The following is a 14,465-nucleotide window of genomic DNA, read 5'->3' as shown; positions in this document are numbered from 1 at the left end:
GGGAGGTCGAGACGCCGTGGCAGCGCCGCTACGTCGCCCGCTTCGAGGCGTCGTAGGACCGTCCCGGACGGTCAGGCGCGCTCGACGGCATCGGCCTGCGGGCCCCGGTCGCTCTGCCGGATGCGGAAGCGCACCCGCTCGCCAGCCACCAGGGGCTCGCCGGAGACCACCGAGACGTGCACGAAGAGGTCGGGCCCGCCCGCGTCGGGGGTGATGAAGCCGAAGCCGCGGTCCGCGTCGTAGCGGGCCACCGAGCCGTCGCCGGCGCGGGCTGCGGGCCGGGTGACCGAACGGGCCTGGCTGGGGGCCGCGGCGGCCTCCACCGGCTCGCCGGTGGCCACGAACCGCACCTCGCGCGCCTGACGACCCTGGTCCATGGTGACCGTGGTGAACGAGACCCGGTCGCCCTCGGCCGGCAGGTACAGCTCGTCGACCAGGGCGCGCACGTGCAGGAAGACGTCGCCCGCCCCGTCGTCGGCGGCCACGAAGCCGAACGACTTCTCCTCGTCGAACCACAGGACGGAGCCGTCGGCACCGTCGCCGGGCGCGACCAGAGGGGCTCGGCGGACCCCGGCGTCGAAGCTCAGCGGCACCAGGTGCTGGGCCTGCGGCCCCTTCTCCCCGGCGATGACGACGAAGGCCACCCGCTGCCCGGCCGCGAGGACACCCCCGGTGACGATGGCGGAGGAGTGCACGAACACCTCCGCACCCCCGCCGTCCGGCGCGGCGAACCCGTAGCCCTTGGCCGGCTCGTACCAGGAGACGGTGGCGAGCACGCCCAGGGTCGCGTCGGGCGCGGCGTCCCCGGTGACGACGACGTGCAGCGCCTGCGGACCGCGGGGTCCCTCACCGGGCTCGAACTCCACCGTCTGGCCCTCGCGCAGCGCCCGGGCCGCGCCCTCGCCCTGCACCTGCGAGACGTGCACGAAGATGTCGTCGCTGCCGTCGTCGGGGGCGAGGAAGCCGAAGCCGCGCTCGAGGTCGTACCAGCGGACGGTTCCCTGCTGCACGGTGCACTCCTGGTCTCGCGGGTGGTCGGGGGTCCAGTGTCCCAGGCGCCGTATGTACATCCTGACCCCGACGCGCGGCAGCTCCGCCGTGAGTACATCGCCGAAGTCACCGAGTTCGCGCGCCGTCACCAGCCGTTGCCCGAGTATGCGGACGTCCTCATTGCGATTCTCGCCGATCTGGTGCTCGAACGCGCGCTGTTGGCCGACGATCTTGTACCGCTCGAAAAGTCATCGCTGCAGCTCAAGCCGCATATCGGTACTCGTTGATCACCCCACCGAGGATCTGCGTGCGGACAGGTCGACTGCCAGAGACGTCAAGATCGTGCACCGCTCCGGTGTGTTCTTGAACGTCTGGCGGTAGCTGGTCGCGGGCTTGGTGAGGCCGGTGCTCGTTGTAGTGCGTTTGGTAGGCCGCTAGTACTTGACGCGCGTGACCTTCTCGCATGATGAGAATGTGGTCGAGAATCTCACGGCGGATGCTGCCGGTGATCCGTTCGCACTGCGCGTTCATCCGCGGAGCGCGCGGCGCGGTCGCAATGACACGCAGTTCCTCTGCCTCAAATACGGCGTCGAACGCGTCGCCATACTTACCGTCACGGTCACGCAGCAGGAAGCGGAGAGACTCCATGCGCGTTCCGAGCTCGCTGGCCAGGTTCCTCGCCTGCTGCACCGTCCAGTTCCGCGTCGGATGCGCGGTTACGCCGGTGATGTGCAGGCGCCTGGTGCCGTGTTCGAGGAACGCCAGCGCGTACAGACGTGCGCCGAGCACGGTGTCGATGTGGAAGAAGTTCGTTTGACAGACCCCTGAACGGACGCGCGCGGCGATCACGGCACAGGTGAGCACTTAGTACTTCCAGAAGCAGGCGACACGATCGGATCTGGTAACTCCGAACGCACGCTCATGCCGATGAGCGGGATGACCAGCGTCCGGTGATGCCATCGGCGGATTGACGGGCGATTGTGATGACGGATTCCCGCCAGCAGGCCGGGTCATGACGATCCACAGTGATCGTCATGACCACGTCATCGACAACGGCCGCCATGTCCGTGCTCAAAGGCATGTACGCGGCGGAGGCTGAGTATCTCGCCGCAGGTGGCCCGGGGAGTGCGTCGTTCGCACCACTCGCGCCGTTCTTCGCCCCGGACGTCGTGCTGCACCAAGCTTCGGCACTGCCGTACGGCGGAGTCTGGCGCGGTCACAAAGGCATGGAGCAGTTCTTCCTCGCCATGAGCCGGACGTGGGACACCTTCGAGATGGTGGACCAAGCCTTCCTGGCAACCACCAGCCCACTCGTCGTCCTGACTGATGTACGCGCACGCGCCCGAACCACCGGCCGCAAACTTGACTTCCCGATCTTGCAGACGATCACCGTCGAGGACGGGCGCATCACTGAGGTACGCCCCTTCTACTGGGACACCGCAGCGATCGTGGACGCCTGCTCACCTTGCTGAGAGCTGCCGTGACAAGGCCATGAACGCACTCTTATGCCAGTGATCGCGTTGCTCGAGCGCGCTCATGCCGATGAGCGGACGTCGTAGTGCAACGCGCTGACATGTCGCCACGATCCTAGACACCCACGGATAACTGATCGCCGAGCAGCTGAAGGTGTCCAGTGGACGGCGACACCTGCAGGGCTACGCCCAGGACATCACGGTCTTCAACTGACTACAACGGTGGGGCGGTGGTCGCATTTCCCGCGACCACCGCCCCACCGTCTGCTCGGAGCCTTCACCCTTTCACCGAACGACCTCTCCTACCAGCGGCCGGCCACGATGTGCGGCGGCCACCAGTGGATCTCGGCGTACACACCGTGGTCGGCGGCGTTGCCCCAGCCCTTGGCCCACTCCACGAGCAGGTTGCCCGCGGCGGTGCACAGCCAGCCCGGCAGTCTCAGCTGGCAGGGCCGACCAGGAAAGCACTGCTCACCCGTTCACGGGGTCGCTCACTCCGGTGAGCTTGGCCCTGACCGCCGCTTCGTCTGGGTGCTCGTGCTCCGCGTACCGGGCGGCCGCCTTCTCCCACCACGCGCGTGCCTCCGCGGGATCACCCAGCTCGTGGTGGGCGTCGCCGAGCAAGTTCTCGGCGTAGGCGAGGTCGACCCACGTGCCCTTCTGCCCCAATGACTCCAGCGCGTCCATCAGCTTCGGCACCGCCTCGGCGTGTCTGCCGAGCCCGAGGTACGCGCGGGCCAGTTCGGAGGCCATCAGCCCGCTGTTGTGCGGGTCCGCCACGCCGTCCAGGGTCTCCCACTCAGCCGCGAGTTCCAGCACCTCCGCAGGCCTGTCCGCGAGGACGAGAGCCCCGGCGAGCTGGTGCAGGGCCAGCCGCATCCGGGTCGGTGTCCGGCACTCGTCGCCGCGCAACAGGTCGAGCGACTTCCGCGCAACCTCGACCGACTCGTGCGGGCGGCCGAGCTCCCCGAGCAACCACGCGACGCCCGCCTGGGCCCGCACCTGTCCGGCGACCGACCCGACCTCCTCCCACATCAGGTCGGTGGCCTCGAACAGCTCCAGTCCCCACTCCAGCTCGCCGAGCCGTGCGTGACCGACCGCGCGCAGGAAGGCGAACCTCGCCACCTGCACCCGGTCGCCGAGCCGGTCCGCCACCTGGGTCGCACGCGCGAACAGACCGATCCACTCCCGCCAGAGCCCGAACCGCTCGACCAGGTCGGTCACGAACCACACCAGCTGCGAGGTGTGCCGGTCGTGGCCCTGCTCGTCGGCCAGCACGACGACCGCGTGGATCACCGTGCGTTCCGCCTGGAACCACGTCTCGGCCTCGTCCTGCCGCTCGAACGTCTCCGGGGTCGCGCCGCCCGACGGCACGGGAGGGTCGTCGAGGACACCGAGGTGGTTCCAGTAGTGCGTGCGGTTGATGCCTACGAGCGTATGGAGGTAGTGGTCGAGCATGCGTTCCACCGCCAACGCGCGGGACGCTTCCGCTTCGTCGGCCTCCGCGCGGTCGGCGGCGTAGACCCGCAGCAGGTCGTGGCACGTGAACCGGCCGGGGACGTGCTCGACCAGCAGGTTCGCCCTGACCAATTCGCGCACGGCCTCCTCGGCGGGCTCACCGGCGAGGCTCGTGGCCGCCGGGATCGTGAGGTCCGGTCCCGGATGCACGCCGACAAGCCGGAACATCCGCGCTGCCTGCGGGCTGAGCTGCTGGTACGACCACTGGAAGACGGTGCGAACGCTGGTCTCCGCGTCACCGGTGTCGAGCGAGTCGAGCCGGGTCCGTTCGTCGGCGAGTTCGGCGGCGAGCGCGGACAGCGGGAGGTTTGGGACCTCGGCCGCCCGTGCCGCCACGATCGCGAGTGCCAGCGGCAGGCCGCCGCACCAGGCCACCAGGTCGTCGGCGGCGTCCACCCGCCCCTCGCCGAGCCTGCTGACCAGCAGCGCGCGTGCCTCTTCGGTGCTGAGCACGTCGAGCGTGAGATCCCGCCGCGCCAGTCCGGTGAGCCGGTCGCGGCTCGTGATCAGCACGAACGACGGGCCGGTCAGCAGCGGGCGGACGTGCTCGGCGTCGCGGGCGTTGTCGAGCACCACCAGCAGCCGACGGTCCGCTGTCAGCTCGCGATAGAGCGCTGCCTGGCCGTCCATACCCGCCGGGATACGCTCCGTCGCGACTCCGAGAGCTTCGAGGAACCGGCTCAGTACGTCGCCAGGCGCCATCGGGTCTCGGTGCCGGTCGAACCCTCGCATGTTCACGTGCAGCTGACCGTCCGGGAAGCGGTCGGCCACGCTCTGCGCCCACTGCACGGCGAGCACGCTCTTGCCGACGCCCGCGGTGCCGGTGATCGTGGCGGTGACCGGTCCGGTCCCCTCGACCAGGGAAGTCAGCTCGCGCAGGTGACCGGCCCGTCCGACGAAGCGCGGCATGGCAGCGGGGAGCAGCCGGGGCGCGCGCCGCTTCGACCGTGCCAGAGCCTCGGCGTACTCCTCCGCCACGTGCCGGATCTCGTTGCGGTGCAACAATTCCGAGACGATGTCGGTCAGCATGGGACCGCGCCACAGCTTGACAGCGCCCGTGAGGTCCTGCGCCGCAACGAGTTCACGGAACCGCAGCAGGTCGAGCTCTTCGGGCTCGACGCGTGCCTCGTACCCGCCGGAGAGCGTCCGCACGCAGTCCGCCTCGCCCAACGCGACCCTCAGCCGCCGCACGACCTGGTGGAGCGATTGCCTGGCCCGTACAGGCGGCACGCCGTTCCACACCAGCTCCGCCAGTTCGTCGACGGACACGAACTGGTTGGGGCGCAACAACAACGCCGCCAGCAACACACGACACCGCCCGACGGGCACCGGCACTTCGGCGCCGTCGAGCGTCACCTCCAGCGCGCCGAGGACCCGGTACTGCACGACCACTGCATGCCTCCATCGACCTGTGACCGAAGTGTGAGCGTGACCAGCGAATCTAGAGGTAGCCGGCCTCACCGCGGCAGTTGTGCGTGCCGAAAACTGCATCCGCGCAGGTTAAGCGACATGGCGATACCCGTGATGACTCCGCCGAGAAGGTCGTGTCGATCGAGGGTGAGGGGTTCGATCTGACTGGCTTGGAGACGCTGGAGGCAAGATCCGGAGGGGGCTGCGGCGGCGAGTGATCGGTGGGTGCGGTGCTTGTTGTGGTGCCACTAGTACTCACGCAGCGCGTGCCATAAGTGGGTCTGATCTAAGATCAGCGTGCGATCCAACAGTTCGCCGCATGAACACACAAACTGCGCAAGCTTGCCACATGCGGGGACCCAAGTCCCTCGGACATTCCATTACTCCACGGGATTAACCATAATCCCATGGGGTAATTCATATTTCGGCCGCCGCTAGATCCGCGCACAAATCCAACGCGAGTGTCTCCTGAACTGGACGACGAGCAGGTTCCAGGGTTTTCGGTGTTAGTTGTGCGGGTCGAATTTCGAGACGCTGGTCGTCATAGTGAATCTGCAGGGGTTGCTCGCGGACTTGATCGACCAGCTCCTCGCCCACATCTACTTCCATGCGTCCAGCGGTCCGCCCGAGTAGATGCGGCAGCGCCTCGAGCAGGCGATCTTCTCGGACGTAGACGTTCCGCGGTTCGTCGTCGGAACGTCGCTTGGCGCTCGTGAAGCCATGCCTGCACCGATAGCCCGCTCGCCCGTGAACCCAGTGCCCGTCCATCCGACGGCCACACAGCGCGCACACGACGAGGCCCGCCAGCAGATAGCCACCGTCCGACCGCGAGCACGTTCGGCGAACATCCACCGCACCCACGGCGCCGTCACCGGATCCGGTGCCAACACCTGAACCCGACGACCCCACCGCCCATGCACCGGATTCGGATGCCGACCACCATCAACCAGCCGATACCCATACAGCGGACGGCCACCCAGAAACCGGCCCTGCACACGCCAACTCATGGCTCAGAAGGGCCACCACGCGCTTTCGCGGTGTGGTCGAGGTCGCGAGTGGGCTCGACGAGCAGGATGATGTGCAGGGACAGGCGGTCTCCCAGGGATTGCGGTGAGGCACGTGCCATTAGCTGCCGTCGACGACGCCGCGAAAGTGGCGGTGGAAGCCGAGTTCGAGGTCGACGGATCGCAGGCCACCAGGACCAGGCTGCGCGCCGCCGATCAGCGACCGCGCGCGGCGCCGCCCGAGGAGGGTAGCGAGGTCGAACTCGAGGCCGCGGTCGTGACGCGAGACCGGGCTGACCGACCAGCAGTGGTGGGACGCGGCGGCACCGTTCCTGATGAAGGTGTTCGACCCGGCCCGCTACCCGCTGGCCTCCCGCTGAGCACGACTAGCCTCGCGGTGGAATACGACACTTGGGGATCCGATGAACGCACCGATCACACCGGAAGGACGGCGCAGGCTCCGCGAAGCGCTGCTGGAGCTGCCCGACCAGGACTCGGGTGACGAGCCCGCGGCCAAGAGCGAGGTCGACATCCTCAGCGAGGTGATGGTGATGCTCGCGTTCCACGGGATGAACGTGGCCAGGCGGGTGCGAACGGCGCCCGGTGTGAGCGCCGACCCGCGCGCGGCGCGCCTGCTCGACGAGTACGAGGAGTTGCTGACCCGAGCGGGCTCGTTGTCGCAGCAGTTCCTCGGTCTCGCGAAGCGCTTCGGCGAACCGAACGGCTCGTGAACAGGTTTTCCAACTGGGAGTCACGGGCACCGGCGCCTCGCTAGGGTCGGTCGTGGCGTCCGATGACCATTTCCTACATCCGCCCCATCGTTCCTGACACAGCACCAGGACACGCACGAGGGGCATCTGCCCGCATTGTCGGCCAGCCTCTCCCTCTTATCGCCGTACCGGTATCGCCACCACCACGGCTGAGCAACGTTCTGTACAGCGTGGCCATGCTCGATGACTGCGGCCGGGTCGCTGACCGCCACATGACCGCCGCGCTGAACTGGACCGCCGCAACCCGGCTGAACATCCGCGAACACGACGGCCTGCTGGCCGTCACCGCCGACCCGCACGGCGTCTTCAAACTCACCAAACAGGGACACGTCCGGCTACCGGCCGACGCCGGTCAAGCAGGGCATTTGAGTTCTGGCGACCGGGTCCTCCTCGTCGCCCACCTCGACCGCCAGACAGTCACGGTGTTCCCACCCGTCACCCTGGACCGGTTGGTGCTGCCCGTCCTGCCGGAAGGTGAGGACCTGTGACCGGCGCACCGACACAAGTTGAGCTCGACGCTGCACGCCTCGTTCTCGACCGGATGGGCGTGACCGCCGAGGACCTGCACAACTCCGTGAAGCCGCCGGCCCCGACCTTCGCCGAATACATCCCGGTCGTGGCGGCGGCCGTGAGCGATGGAACCCGCCGCGCCTACAGCCCGTATTAGAACCGCGTCCTGGACCAACGCAGGCAGCACCGCGACCTACCCGTGCCACCCTTGAAGAAGTCGCCACAGCGCTGGCCGCGCTCACCGGCGAGCGCCATCCGCTGGCCGCGTAACTGATTCCAGAACCGTCGCGGGCTGCCTGCCGATGGCAGGCAGCCCCCGGCTGACATCCCTAACCGCGATCTTGGAAGTCCGTTAGATAGCAGATCAGCGGTGATGTGGCACTGGATTTGGTCGACACTGAAATAACTATGAACACGGGGATAGGGGCGCAGGCTGCCATGACGATGAAGTAGCTCGTCAGTTGGTGAACGAGGGGCAAGCCTGCAACTCGCTCACCAACCTCCCCGATTGGGGCACGCCCCCTTCAGCTCCTCGCTTGGAGTGTTTCCAAGCGGTACCAAGGAACTCGCACAGTGTGCTCGGTGAGCACCAAGGCGAGGGGATCCCGTGTCCGAACAGCTTGACCACCCACCCGTGCACGACAGCGACGGCCGAACGTTGAGCGACGATCTGAGCGAAGCCGACGCGCAGTTTCGGCAGTGGATGCACGAAAACCTCAGCCACGCCGGCGACCACTTCGGTCTCACCGTTGCCGGGCAAGTCCGGCTTGGCTGGCTGGACCGGTCGATCAGCGCACCTGTCCAAGCATCCGGCCGGCAACTCTGGCTTCGGGTGGTGTCCGAGGACAAGCAGTGGATCGGCGGTGACTTCTGGACCGGCAACCTCGACGCCAACGTGTTCGCCACGCTGCCCAAGCCGCAGGTTCTCGACGTCTACGAGTGGGAGGAATGGCGGCAGCAACGTGCCGAGCTGATGACCCTGGTACCAGGTTCATCCTGCTCCCCCACCGACATCCTGCGCCACGCGATCGACCTTCCCGATGAATGGTGGGCCGAACTCCGCAGAACGATCAAGGTGGTCGCGACGACGCCAACCGACCGGGTCCATGCCGATCAGGCTTTGATCACCGGAAGGATCCAGCAGCACTTCGGAAACTCGGTGAACCCCGTGGTCTGCCAATGGGAAACCGTACACGGCGACCTGCACTGGGCGAACCTGATGGGACCGGACTTCATGCTGCTGGACTGGGAGCTGTGGGGCCGCGGCCCAGCAGGGACAGACGCAGCCACACTGTTCTGCTACAGCCTTCTCGTGCCGGAAACCGCCGAACGAGTGCGCGACACCTTCGCCCACGTGCTCGACACCGACCCCGGCCAACTCGCTCAGCTCTACGTCGCATCCCGCCTACTGCACCGAGTCGACAAGGGCGACCACCCCGACCTCGCCGCACCGCTCAGGAAACTCGTCGAGACCTTGTAGGCCGCCGTCAGACTGCCTCACCGAGTGGCAGCTGTGCCTCTCCGAAGCTGGCTGTCAGCGCCTTGGACTCCACGCACACCACGGGTTCAAACCTTTCGAAGGTCGGCCGGGAGAACGGCCTGTCCGCCGACCTCAAGTACGCGGTGCTGCACATGCACGCAGGCGTCGAGGTGCTCGCCAAGTACCGGCGGGCCGGTGCGTCAGAGGCAGGCGTAGTCCCATTCGTCGAGCGGGATGCGGTGGAACCGTTCGATGCTCCTGTGTTCGTGAAGCTGCAGCAGGAAGTTGGCTGTCAGGCTTAGGTTGTTCGCCCGGACGGCCACATCGCCGAGGTCTTCGATCAGACCGTCACCCTGCCGCCCTGGTCGCCATGCTGAGGCGCCTCGCCGGACATGGGCAGGGCTCCGCCGGATCGGTGGAGCCCTGCCCTCGGTTCAGCCCCTGCGGCGCTCAGCCGGGTCGTTCGCCAGAAGGAACTCCCGCAACCCTGCGAGGTCGTCGGTGTTGATGTGGTCGACGCCGACCGCGAGCAGCTCACGCCACACCGCGTTCCGCGCCTCACCCGCCGCGTCCGGGGTGGCCCAGAACCGCACCCGGTAGCCGGCGGCGTGTGCCTGCGACACGATGCGGCGGAGCTTCTCCCGCTCGGCCACGGGCATGGCGCCGACTCCCTGCCACGTGAAGTTCTTCGTCCAGTTGTCGCTGACGAGCGGCATGAACGTGGCGGGGACACCACCGCCGAGATCGTTCAGCCGCCCGTCGTACCCGGCCCGCCGGATCCGCTGGGCGAGCATGTCCTCACGCGGCCGGTTCCCGCTGATGACCACCTCGACCGCGCCACGTCGTTCGTGGCCGTTGACCCACTGGGTGAGCATGGGACGGAACTCGCGCACCGCCTCGTCTACGGCCTTGTAGGTCGCCGGACCGTCGCTCTTGATGTCGACGAGCAGCTGGAAGGAACCGCGCCATTGCGGGTAGACGCGACCCCCGTTCGCACGCACGATCTCGGCGAGCGGTTGGAGGTAGAGGCCGCGCAGCGTGCGGCCCGGCCGCGTGCCGACCAGGTCGTGCGCCACGCGAAGTTCGCCGTCCACCAGCCACACGTCGGCCTCCACCGACGTGAACCCGCGGTCGCGGGCGTCGGCCAGCGGGCGGTCGTGCTCGTAGTCGTTGTGCGCGTGCGCACGTTCGAGCGGCTGCACCCGGCCTGGCGCGGCAACGGCACCCGGCAGTGGGCTCGCCACAACGGTCACGAGCAGTGCCAGCAGAACGGACAAGGTCGATCGCTTCATCGGACTCCCTTCTCTGCATCCACACGCGAACTCGCGCCGGCGCGAGTGGTGGGCACGCACCGTGTCTAGTGGTGTGGCCCGGAACGTTGCCGGGGGAATTCGCGCCGCGAGGCGCCCTGCTGAGCGTGGATTACCTCGCCGACGTTGACTTGATGCTGCACTGACGACTTCCCAATTGCCGCCCAGGAAGGTCTGCCAAAGCAAGAGCGGCGGCCGCACCAGAAGAACACGGATGGGAGGTTGAGGTCACTGCGTGGCAAGCCTGCTGCTGCCCTGGGCATACGCTGAAGGTCCTCATCGCGAGGCGAAAGGTGATCTTCATTGGTTTCGGCATCTTCATCTTCAGCCGGGCGCTCGGTTTCTTCGGGTTGGTATGGACGGCGTACGGTGCCTGGCTGCTGATCAGAGCACGGCGGCTCCGTGCCCGGTGGGCCCAGATACCCGGCGTGATCACGGATCTGGTGTGAGTTGTGACCGGGAGAGCCCTACGGCCAGGCCGATCTTCCGCTTCACGACCCTCGAAGGCCACGAGGTCGAGGTCACATCGAAGTATGGTGAGACCAACCCTCCTCAGCCAGGAGATCGCGTCACAATCCTTTACACCCCTCAAAAGCCGCAACATGCCGTCATCAACACCGGCGGTCAGCGCGGTTCCACGATGGGATGGGCCTTGACAGCCGTCGGCCTCGTCCTCGTAACCCTCGGCGTGCTCGCCGCTCTCGACATCCTCTGAACTCCGGCGCTCCGCACTCCGAACATGCGACCAGAAGAGCCGGTCGAGCATCGCGGCGGCGACGGTGGCATTACCGAAAGCTGTTGCCCAGTCAGCGATGCCGACGTTCGTGGTCAGAATCGTGCTGGATTTCAGATAGCGCTGGTTGATCACTTGGAACAGCGGGTGACGTCAAGAAGGGACTGCTCGGCCGGGGCGCACCGGCACCGCCAGACGGATCGAGAACGCCCAGGTCGGAGTGTCCTGACCTACACCACCACGGCCGGGCACAAGCTGATCGACCGCGAGCTCAATCTGCCGCGCTCAGGCCGACGCCGCACCTCCGACATCGCGCTCTGCACACGCGGCAGCTGCGAGGTCGCGGGGGTGATGTCGGCCGCGCTCGGCACGAGGGCACGTCCGGATCAGTCCGTTCGCTCCAACGGGTCCCAGTGTCCGGCGTAGCGCAGCAGGGACCGGGCGAGGTCCGGATGTGTTGCGGCCCAGGTGCTGTCGAACAGGTACCACTGCTGATAGCCGAACGTGTCGTCGATGTGGATCGCCAGCTGGGCGAGGTGGTCGGCGACGTGCAGCTCGGACAGGTTCGGGTCGCGGCCGTCGGTCAGCGCGTCGTCGCGAGGTGGCCCTGGCCATGGGTTCTCGTTGAGGTTGAACCCCGGCCAGCGGTTGCATCGGTCCAGAGCGGGGCCGACGGTGGTGTCGCCGGGTTCGGTCAGTTCCCTGAGCACCAGCAGTTCCGGGTCCCAGTCCGGGGTCGGTTCGACCGCGCGCAGGTAAGCGGGCAGGTTGTTCAGTGCGACGCCGGCGAACTCCCATGGTGTCGTGATGGCGAGTGACTCACCGTCGTAGAACGTCAGAAGCACGGCGTACGTCGACGTGCCGTCTGTTCCTGGTGGGCCGGCGCGGACCACGGACACGGACGGCGTGAAGTGGGTCGCCGTGCCTGCGGTGTCCGGGAGGGGCCACTCCTCGTGCAGCAGGTAGGTGAGTCGATCAGTAGATTCGGCGATCACGGTGTCGTCGAAGAAGAAGTAGGCCAGTTCGACCTCGTCGTCGTCCGTTCGCACGCGTAGCGAGTGGTCGTCGAGCCGGACGTGGTCCTCGCCGCCTTCGACGTAGAGGTGCTCGTGCAGCACCGCACGCAGCTCGTCCGTGGATGCCGGTACGGGCAAGTCGTGTCGCAAGGCGGCGTCGAAGATGGTGTGTAGGCCGTAGACGTCCGCACCGAGTTCGCGCTCCACTACCGTGCCTGGGTCCGGGTCCCGCCAGTTGCGTTGGAACCAAGCCAGCACCGAGTCGTCGGGCAGGCGACGGACCAGCTTGCTCAGGGGGCCCTTGTAGTGGGACCGGTACACGAAGAACACCGTCGGGATCCTAGAGGGCGGGTGCGACAGTGGCTGCCTGCCGCCAAGTGGCCCATGTGGGTCACCCGAAAGTCGCTCCACCCGACATGTCGAGCGGTGAGACGAGCGCGGTGCGGTCCTGCAGCACGAGCTTCGCGGGCCCGACCCTGATCACGCTTGCCGACTGTCTCAGGCGGGGTACAGCCGGTGCCCGCCCAACTAATCAGTGGTGCGTCAGGCAACATCTGCCGAGTAGTGGTTCACAGATCTTCGCGGCGGTGTTCAACACCACGACGGCCTGACCGAAGGCAAGCAGCCCCGCGACAATGCGCTCTTCGAACGGTGAAGCGGAGATTCCTCCCGCGGCCTCGTCAGGGCTCCAGGCGGTAGCCCATGCCGGGCTCGGTGATCAGGTGCCGGGGTCGCGACTGGTCCAGTTCGAGCTTGCGGCGCAGGCCGGCCAGGTACACCCGCAGGTAGTGGGCCTCCCTGACGTGCGACGGTCCCCACACCTCCTGCAGCAACTGCTTCTGCGAGACCAGCCGGCCGGAGTTGCGGGCGAGAATCTCCAGCAGGCCCCACTCCGTTGGCGTCAGGTGCACCTCGGCGCCGTCTCGGTGCACCTTCTTCGCTGCAAGGTCGACGGTGAACGTCGCCGTCCTCACGATCGGCTCCTCGACGGACAGTGTGGTGGACCGGCGCACCGCCGCGCGCAATCTGGCGAGCAGCTCGTCCATGCCGAACGGCTTCGTGACGTAGTCATCCGCGCCGGCGTCGAGCGCCTCGACCTTGCGGGCGGACTCGGTGCGCGCGGAGAGCACGAGGATCGGCACTGACGTCCAGCCGCGCAGGCCGGCGATCACCTCCGCGCCGTCGATGTCCGGCAGGCCTAGATCGAGCACCACGATGTCGGGTTTGCCGTCGGCGGCGACCTCCAGCGCGGTCTTGCCGTCATGCGCGGTGAGCACGTCGTAACCGCGTGCGGAAAGGTTGATCCGTAGGGCGCGGACGATCTGCGGCTCGTCGTCGACCACGAGCACGGTGGTCATACAGCGGACTCCTCGTGGACGGGCAGCGAGATGACGATGGTGAGGCCGCCGCCAGGGGTGTCCTCGGCGGTGATCGTGCCGCCCGTGGCCTTGACGAAGCCCTTCGCGACGCTGGGTCCCAGACCGATACCGGTGGTGGCGTCGCAGTCGCCGAGCCGCTGGAACGGCGTGAACACAGAGTCCAGCACCTTCTTGTGCGGGCCCGGTCCATGGTCTGCCACGCGCAGCTCAACGTGATCGCCGTGGGTGCTGGCGCGAACCGCGATCTCGGGCTCGTCGACGGCGACGTGCCCGTCCCCGTCGACATCGATCGGGCGGCGCGGACGTAGCCTGCCGTGCCGCAGCGCGTTGTCGATCACGTTGGCCACCACGCGTTCCAGCAACCCGATGTCGGCCAGTACCCGTGGCAGCCGCTCGTCCACGTCGACCGACACCAGGCGTCGCTCGTCGATTCCGGACAACGCCGCGGCGACGACCTCGTCGTAGCCCACTGGCCGCAACTGTGGTGTGACGGCGTCGGCAGCCAGGCGGGAGGAGTCCAGGGGGTTGCCGACCAGGCCGGTCAGCCGATCGGCGGACTCCTCCACGGTGGCCATCAGCTCAGCCGTGTCCTCAGTGGACAGCCGGAGCTCCGGGTCGGTGAAGTCGACACCGTGGTGGTGGATCTGCCCGCGGGGCACGATCTCCAAGCCGTCGAGCAGCTCGGCTGTCTTGGCCCGGCCGTGCGTCTCGACAAACCCGACGACCACGTCGATACCTCGCTCCCGGCGCCGATGCGCTTCGCCGAGCATGGCGAAGGTCTTGCCGACACCAGGAGCGGCGCCGAGATAGACGCGCAGCTCGCCGCGTTTGCCGGCGGTCTTCTTTTCGTCCACTGCTCCACGTCCCGACTTG

The 14,465-nt window shown here is 67.5% G+C and carries 15 protein-coding genes and 4 pseudogenes; 8 read left to right on the top strand and 11 right to left on the bottom strand.

All coding sequences use genetic code 11. The features are described from left to right. Window positions 1–71: 71 nt before the first annotated feature. Both IG04_RS48775 and IG04_RS47950 read right to left on the bottom strand, forming a co-directional pair. Window positions 72–776 carry a cold shock domain-containing protein gene (locus IG04_RS48775; protein WP_420843954.1) on the bottom strand — a complete coding sequence of 235 codons (705 nt, stop codon included), beginning with the start codon at window positions 774–776 and terminating at the stop codon, window positions 72–74. 30 nt (window positions 777–806) lie between these two features. Continuing rightward, window positions 807–1,010 (bottom strand): annotated as a pseudogene (locus IG04_RS47950) (cold-shock protein); the annotation flags it as partial. Window positions 1,011–1,046: 36 nt separating this feature from the next. Here IG04_RS47950 and IG04_RS46245 point away from each other — a divergent pair. Next, a complete protein-coding gene (locus IG04_RS46245) occupies window positions 1,047–1,277 on the top strand; it encodes a hypothetical protein (RefSeq protein ID WP_144065267.1) in 231 nt (76 codons plus the stop codon). On the opposite strand, the gene IG04_RS0103740 is transcribed toward IG04_RS46245, so the two are convergent. Next, a complete protein-coding gene (locus tag IG04_RS0103740; RefSeq protein WP_211257664.1) occupies window positions 1,252–1,854 on the bottom strand; it encodes an integrase core domain-containing protein in 603 nt (200 codons plus the stop codon). The two genes, IG04_RS46245 and IG04_RS0103740, sit on opposite strands and share 26 nt — an antisense overlap. Before the next feature lie 170 nt (window positions 1,855–2,024). Here IG04_RS0103740 and IG04_RS0103735 point away from each other — a divergent pair, with 170 nt between their 5' ends. Then, complete coding sequence (locus IG04_RS0103735; protein WP_030475088.1) at window positions 2,025–2,462, top strand: nuclear transport factor 2 family protein; 438 nt, start codon at window positions 2,025–2,027, stop codon at window positions 2,460–2,462. 471 nt (window positions 2,463–2,933) lie between these two features. Here IG04_RS0103735 and IG04_RS0103725 read toward each other — a convergent pair whose 3' ends face one another. Both IG04_RS0103725 and IG04_RS47945 read right to left on the bottom strand, forming a co-directional pair. Further along, window positions 2,934–5,366 (bottom strand): winged helix-turn-helix domain-containing protein, encoded by a 2,433-nt coding sequence (locus IG04_RS0103725; protein WP_169745975.1) that lies wholly within the window; start codon window positions 5,364–5,366, stop codon window positions 2,934–2,936. A gap of 441 nt (window positions 5,367–5,807) precedes the next feature. Further along, on the bottom strand, window positions 5,808–6,158 hold the full coding sequence (locus IG04_RS47945) for a hypothetical protein (RefSeq protein ID WP_245816039.1): 351 nt from the start codon (window positions 6,156–6,158) through the stop codon (window positions 5,808–5,810). Between the two features lie 658 nt (window positions 6,159–6,816). Between IG04_RS47945 and IG04_RS0103710 the strand changes: the two genes are divergently transcribed. From IG04_RS0103710 to IG04_RS0103690, 5 genes are all read left to right on the top strand, one after another. Further along, entirely contained in the window at window positions 6,817–7,125 is a 309-nt protein-coding gene (locus IG04_RS0103710) for a hypothetical protein (protein WP_030475085.1), read from the top strand. A 215-nt stretch (window positions 7,126–7,340) separates the two neighbouring features. Next, window positions 7,341–7,652 carry a hypothetical protein gene (locus IG04_RS0103705; protein WP_051768943.1) on the top strand — a complete coding sequence of 104 codons (312 nt, stop codon included), beginning with the start codon at window positions 7,341–7,343 and terminating at the stop codon, window positions 7,650–7,652. Next, on the top strand, window positions 7,649–7,831 hold the full coding sequence (locus IG04_RS0103700) for a hypothetical protein (RefSeq protein WP_030475083.1): 183 nt from the start codon (window positions 7,649–7,651) through the stop codon (window positions 7,829–7,831). Before IG04_RS0103705 ends, IG04_RS0103700 begins: the two co-directional genes overlap by 4 nt. A 477-nt stretch (window positions 7,832–8,308) precedes the next feature. Next, a complete protein-coding gene (locus IG04_RS0103695) occupies window positions 8,309–9,154 on the top strand; it encodes an aminoglycoside phosphotransferase (protein ID WP_245816023.1) in 846 nt (281 codons plus the stop codon). A 62-nt stretch (window positions 9,155–9,216) separates the two neighbouring features. Next, window positions 9,217–9,456, top strand: a complete 240-nt coding sequence (locus IG04_RS0103690) for a hypothetical protein (protein ID WP_030475081.1) — start codon at window positions 9,217–9,219, stop codon at window positions 9,454–9,456. A gap of 132 nt (window positions 9,457–9,588) precedes the next feature. On the opposite strand, the gene IG04_RS0103685 is transcribed toward IG04_RS0103690, so the two are convergent. Next, a complete protein-coding gene (locus tag IG04_RS0103685) occupies window positions 9,589–10,446 on the bottom strand; it encodes a phosphatidylinositol-specific phospholipase C/glycerophosphodiester phosphodiesterase family protein (RefSeq protein ID WP_030475080.1) in 858 nt (285 codons plus the stop codon). A 373-nt stretch (window positions 10,447–10,819) separates the two neighbouring features. On the opposite strand from IG04_RS0103685, the gene IG04_RS48870 reads away from it, so the two are divergent. Continuing rightward, window positions 10,820–11,179: a DUF3592 domain-containing protein gene (locus IG04_RS48870; protein ID WP_084401048.1), complete on the top strand. Its 360-nt coding sequence runs from the start codon at window positions 10,820–10,822 to the stop codon at window positions 11,177–11,179. 42 nt (window positions 11,180–11,221) lie between these two features. Here the strand turns inward: IG04_RS48870 and IG04_RS48865 are convergent. The 5 genes and pseudogenes from IG04_RS48865 to IG04_RS47940 all read right to left on the bottom strand — a co-directional run. Next, window positions 11,222–11,332, bottom strand: a pseudogene (locus tag IG04_RS48865) (ATP-binding protein); the annotation flags it as partial. A gap of 251 nt (window positions 11,333–11,583) precedes the next feature. Further along, complete coding sequence (locus tag IG04_RS0103670; protein WP_030475078.1) at window positions 11,584–12,543, bottom strand: hypothetical protein; 960 nt, start codon at window positions 12,541–12,543, stop codon at window positions 11,584–11,586. Window positions 12,544–12,893: 350 nt separating this feature from the next. Next, entirely contained in the window at window positions 12,894–13,571 is a 678-nt protein-coding gene (locus IG04_RS0103660) for a response regulator (RefSeq protein WP_030475077.1), read from the bottom strand. Continuing rightward, window positions 13,568–14,206 (bottom strand): annotated as a pseudogene (locus tag IG04_RS0103655) (sensor histidine kinase); the annotation flags it as partial. The gene IG04_RS0103660 and the pseudogene IG04_RS0103655, both read right to left, overlap by 4 nt. 48 nt (window positions 14,207–14,254) lie before the next feature. Then, window positions 14,255–14,362: pseudogene (locus tag IG04_RS47940) on the bottom strand (hypothetical protein); the annotation flags it as partial. Window positions 14,363–14,465: the final 103 nt, after the last annotated feature.

The sequence above is a fragment of the Lentzea albidocapillata genome, assembly GCF_000719115.1.
GTDB lineage: Bacteria > Actinomycetota > Actinomycetes > Mycobacteriales > Pseudonocardiaceae > Lentzea > Lentzea albidocapillata.
Note: the sequence above shows the minus strand (reverse complement) of the source record. Positions and strands in the feature narration are given on the sequence as shown.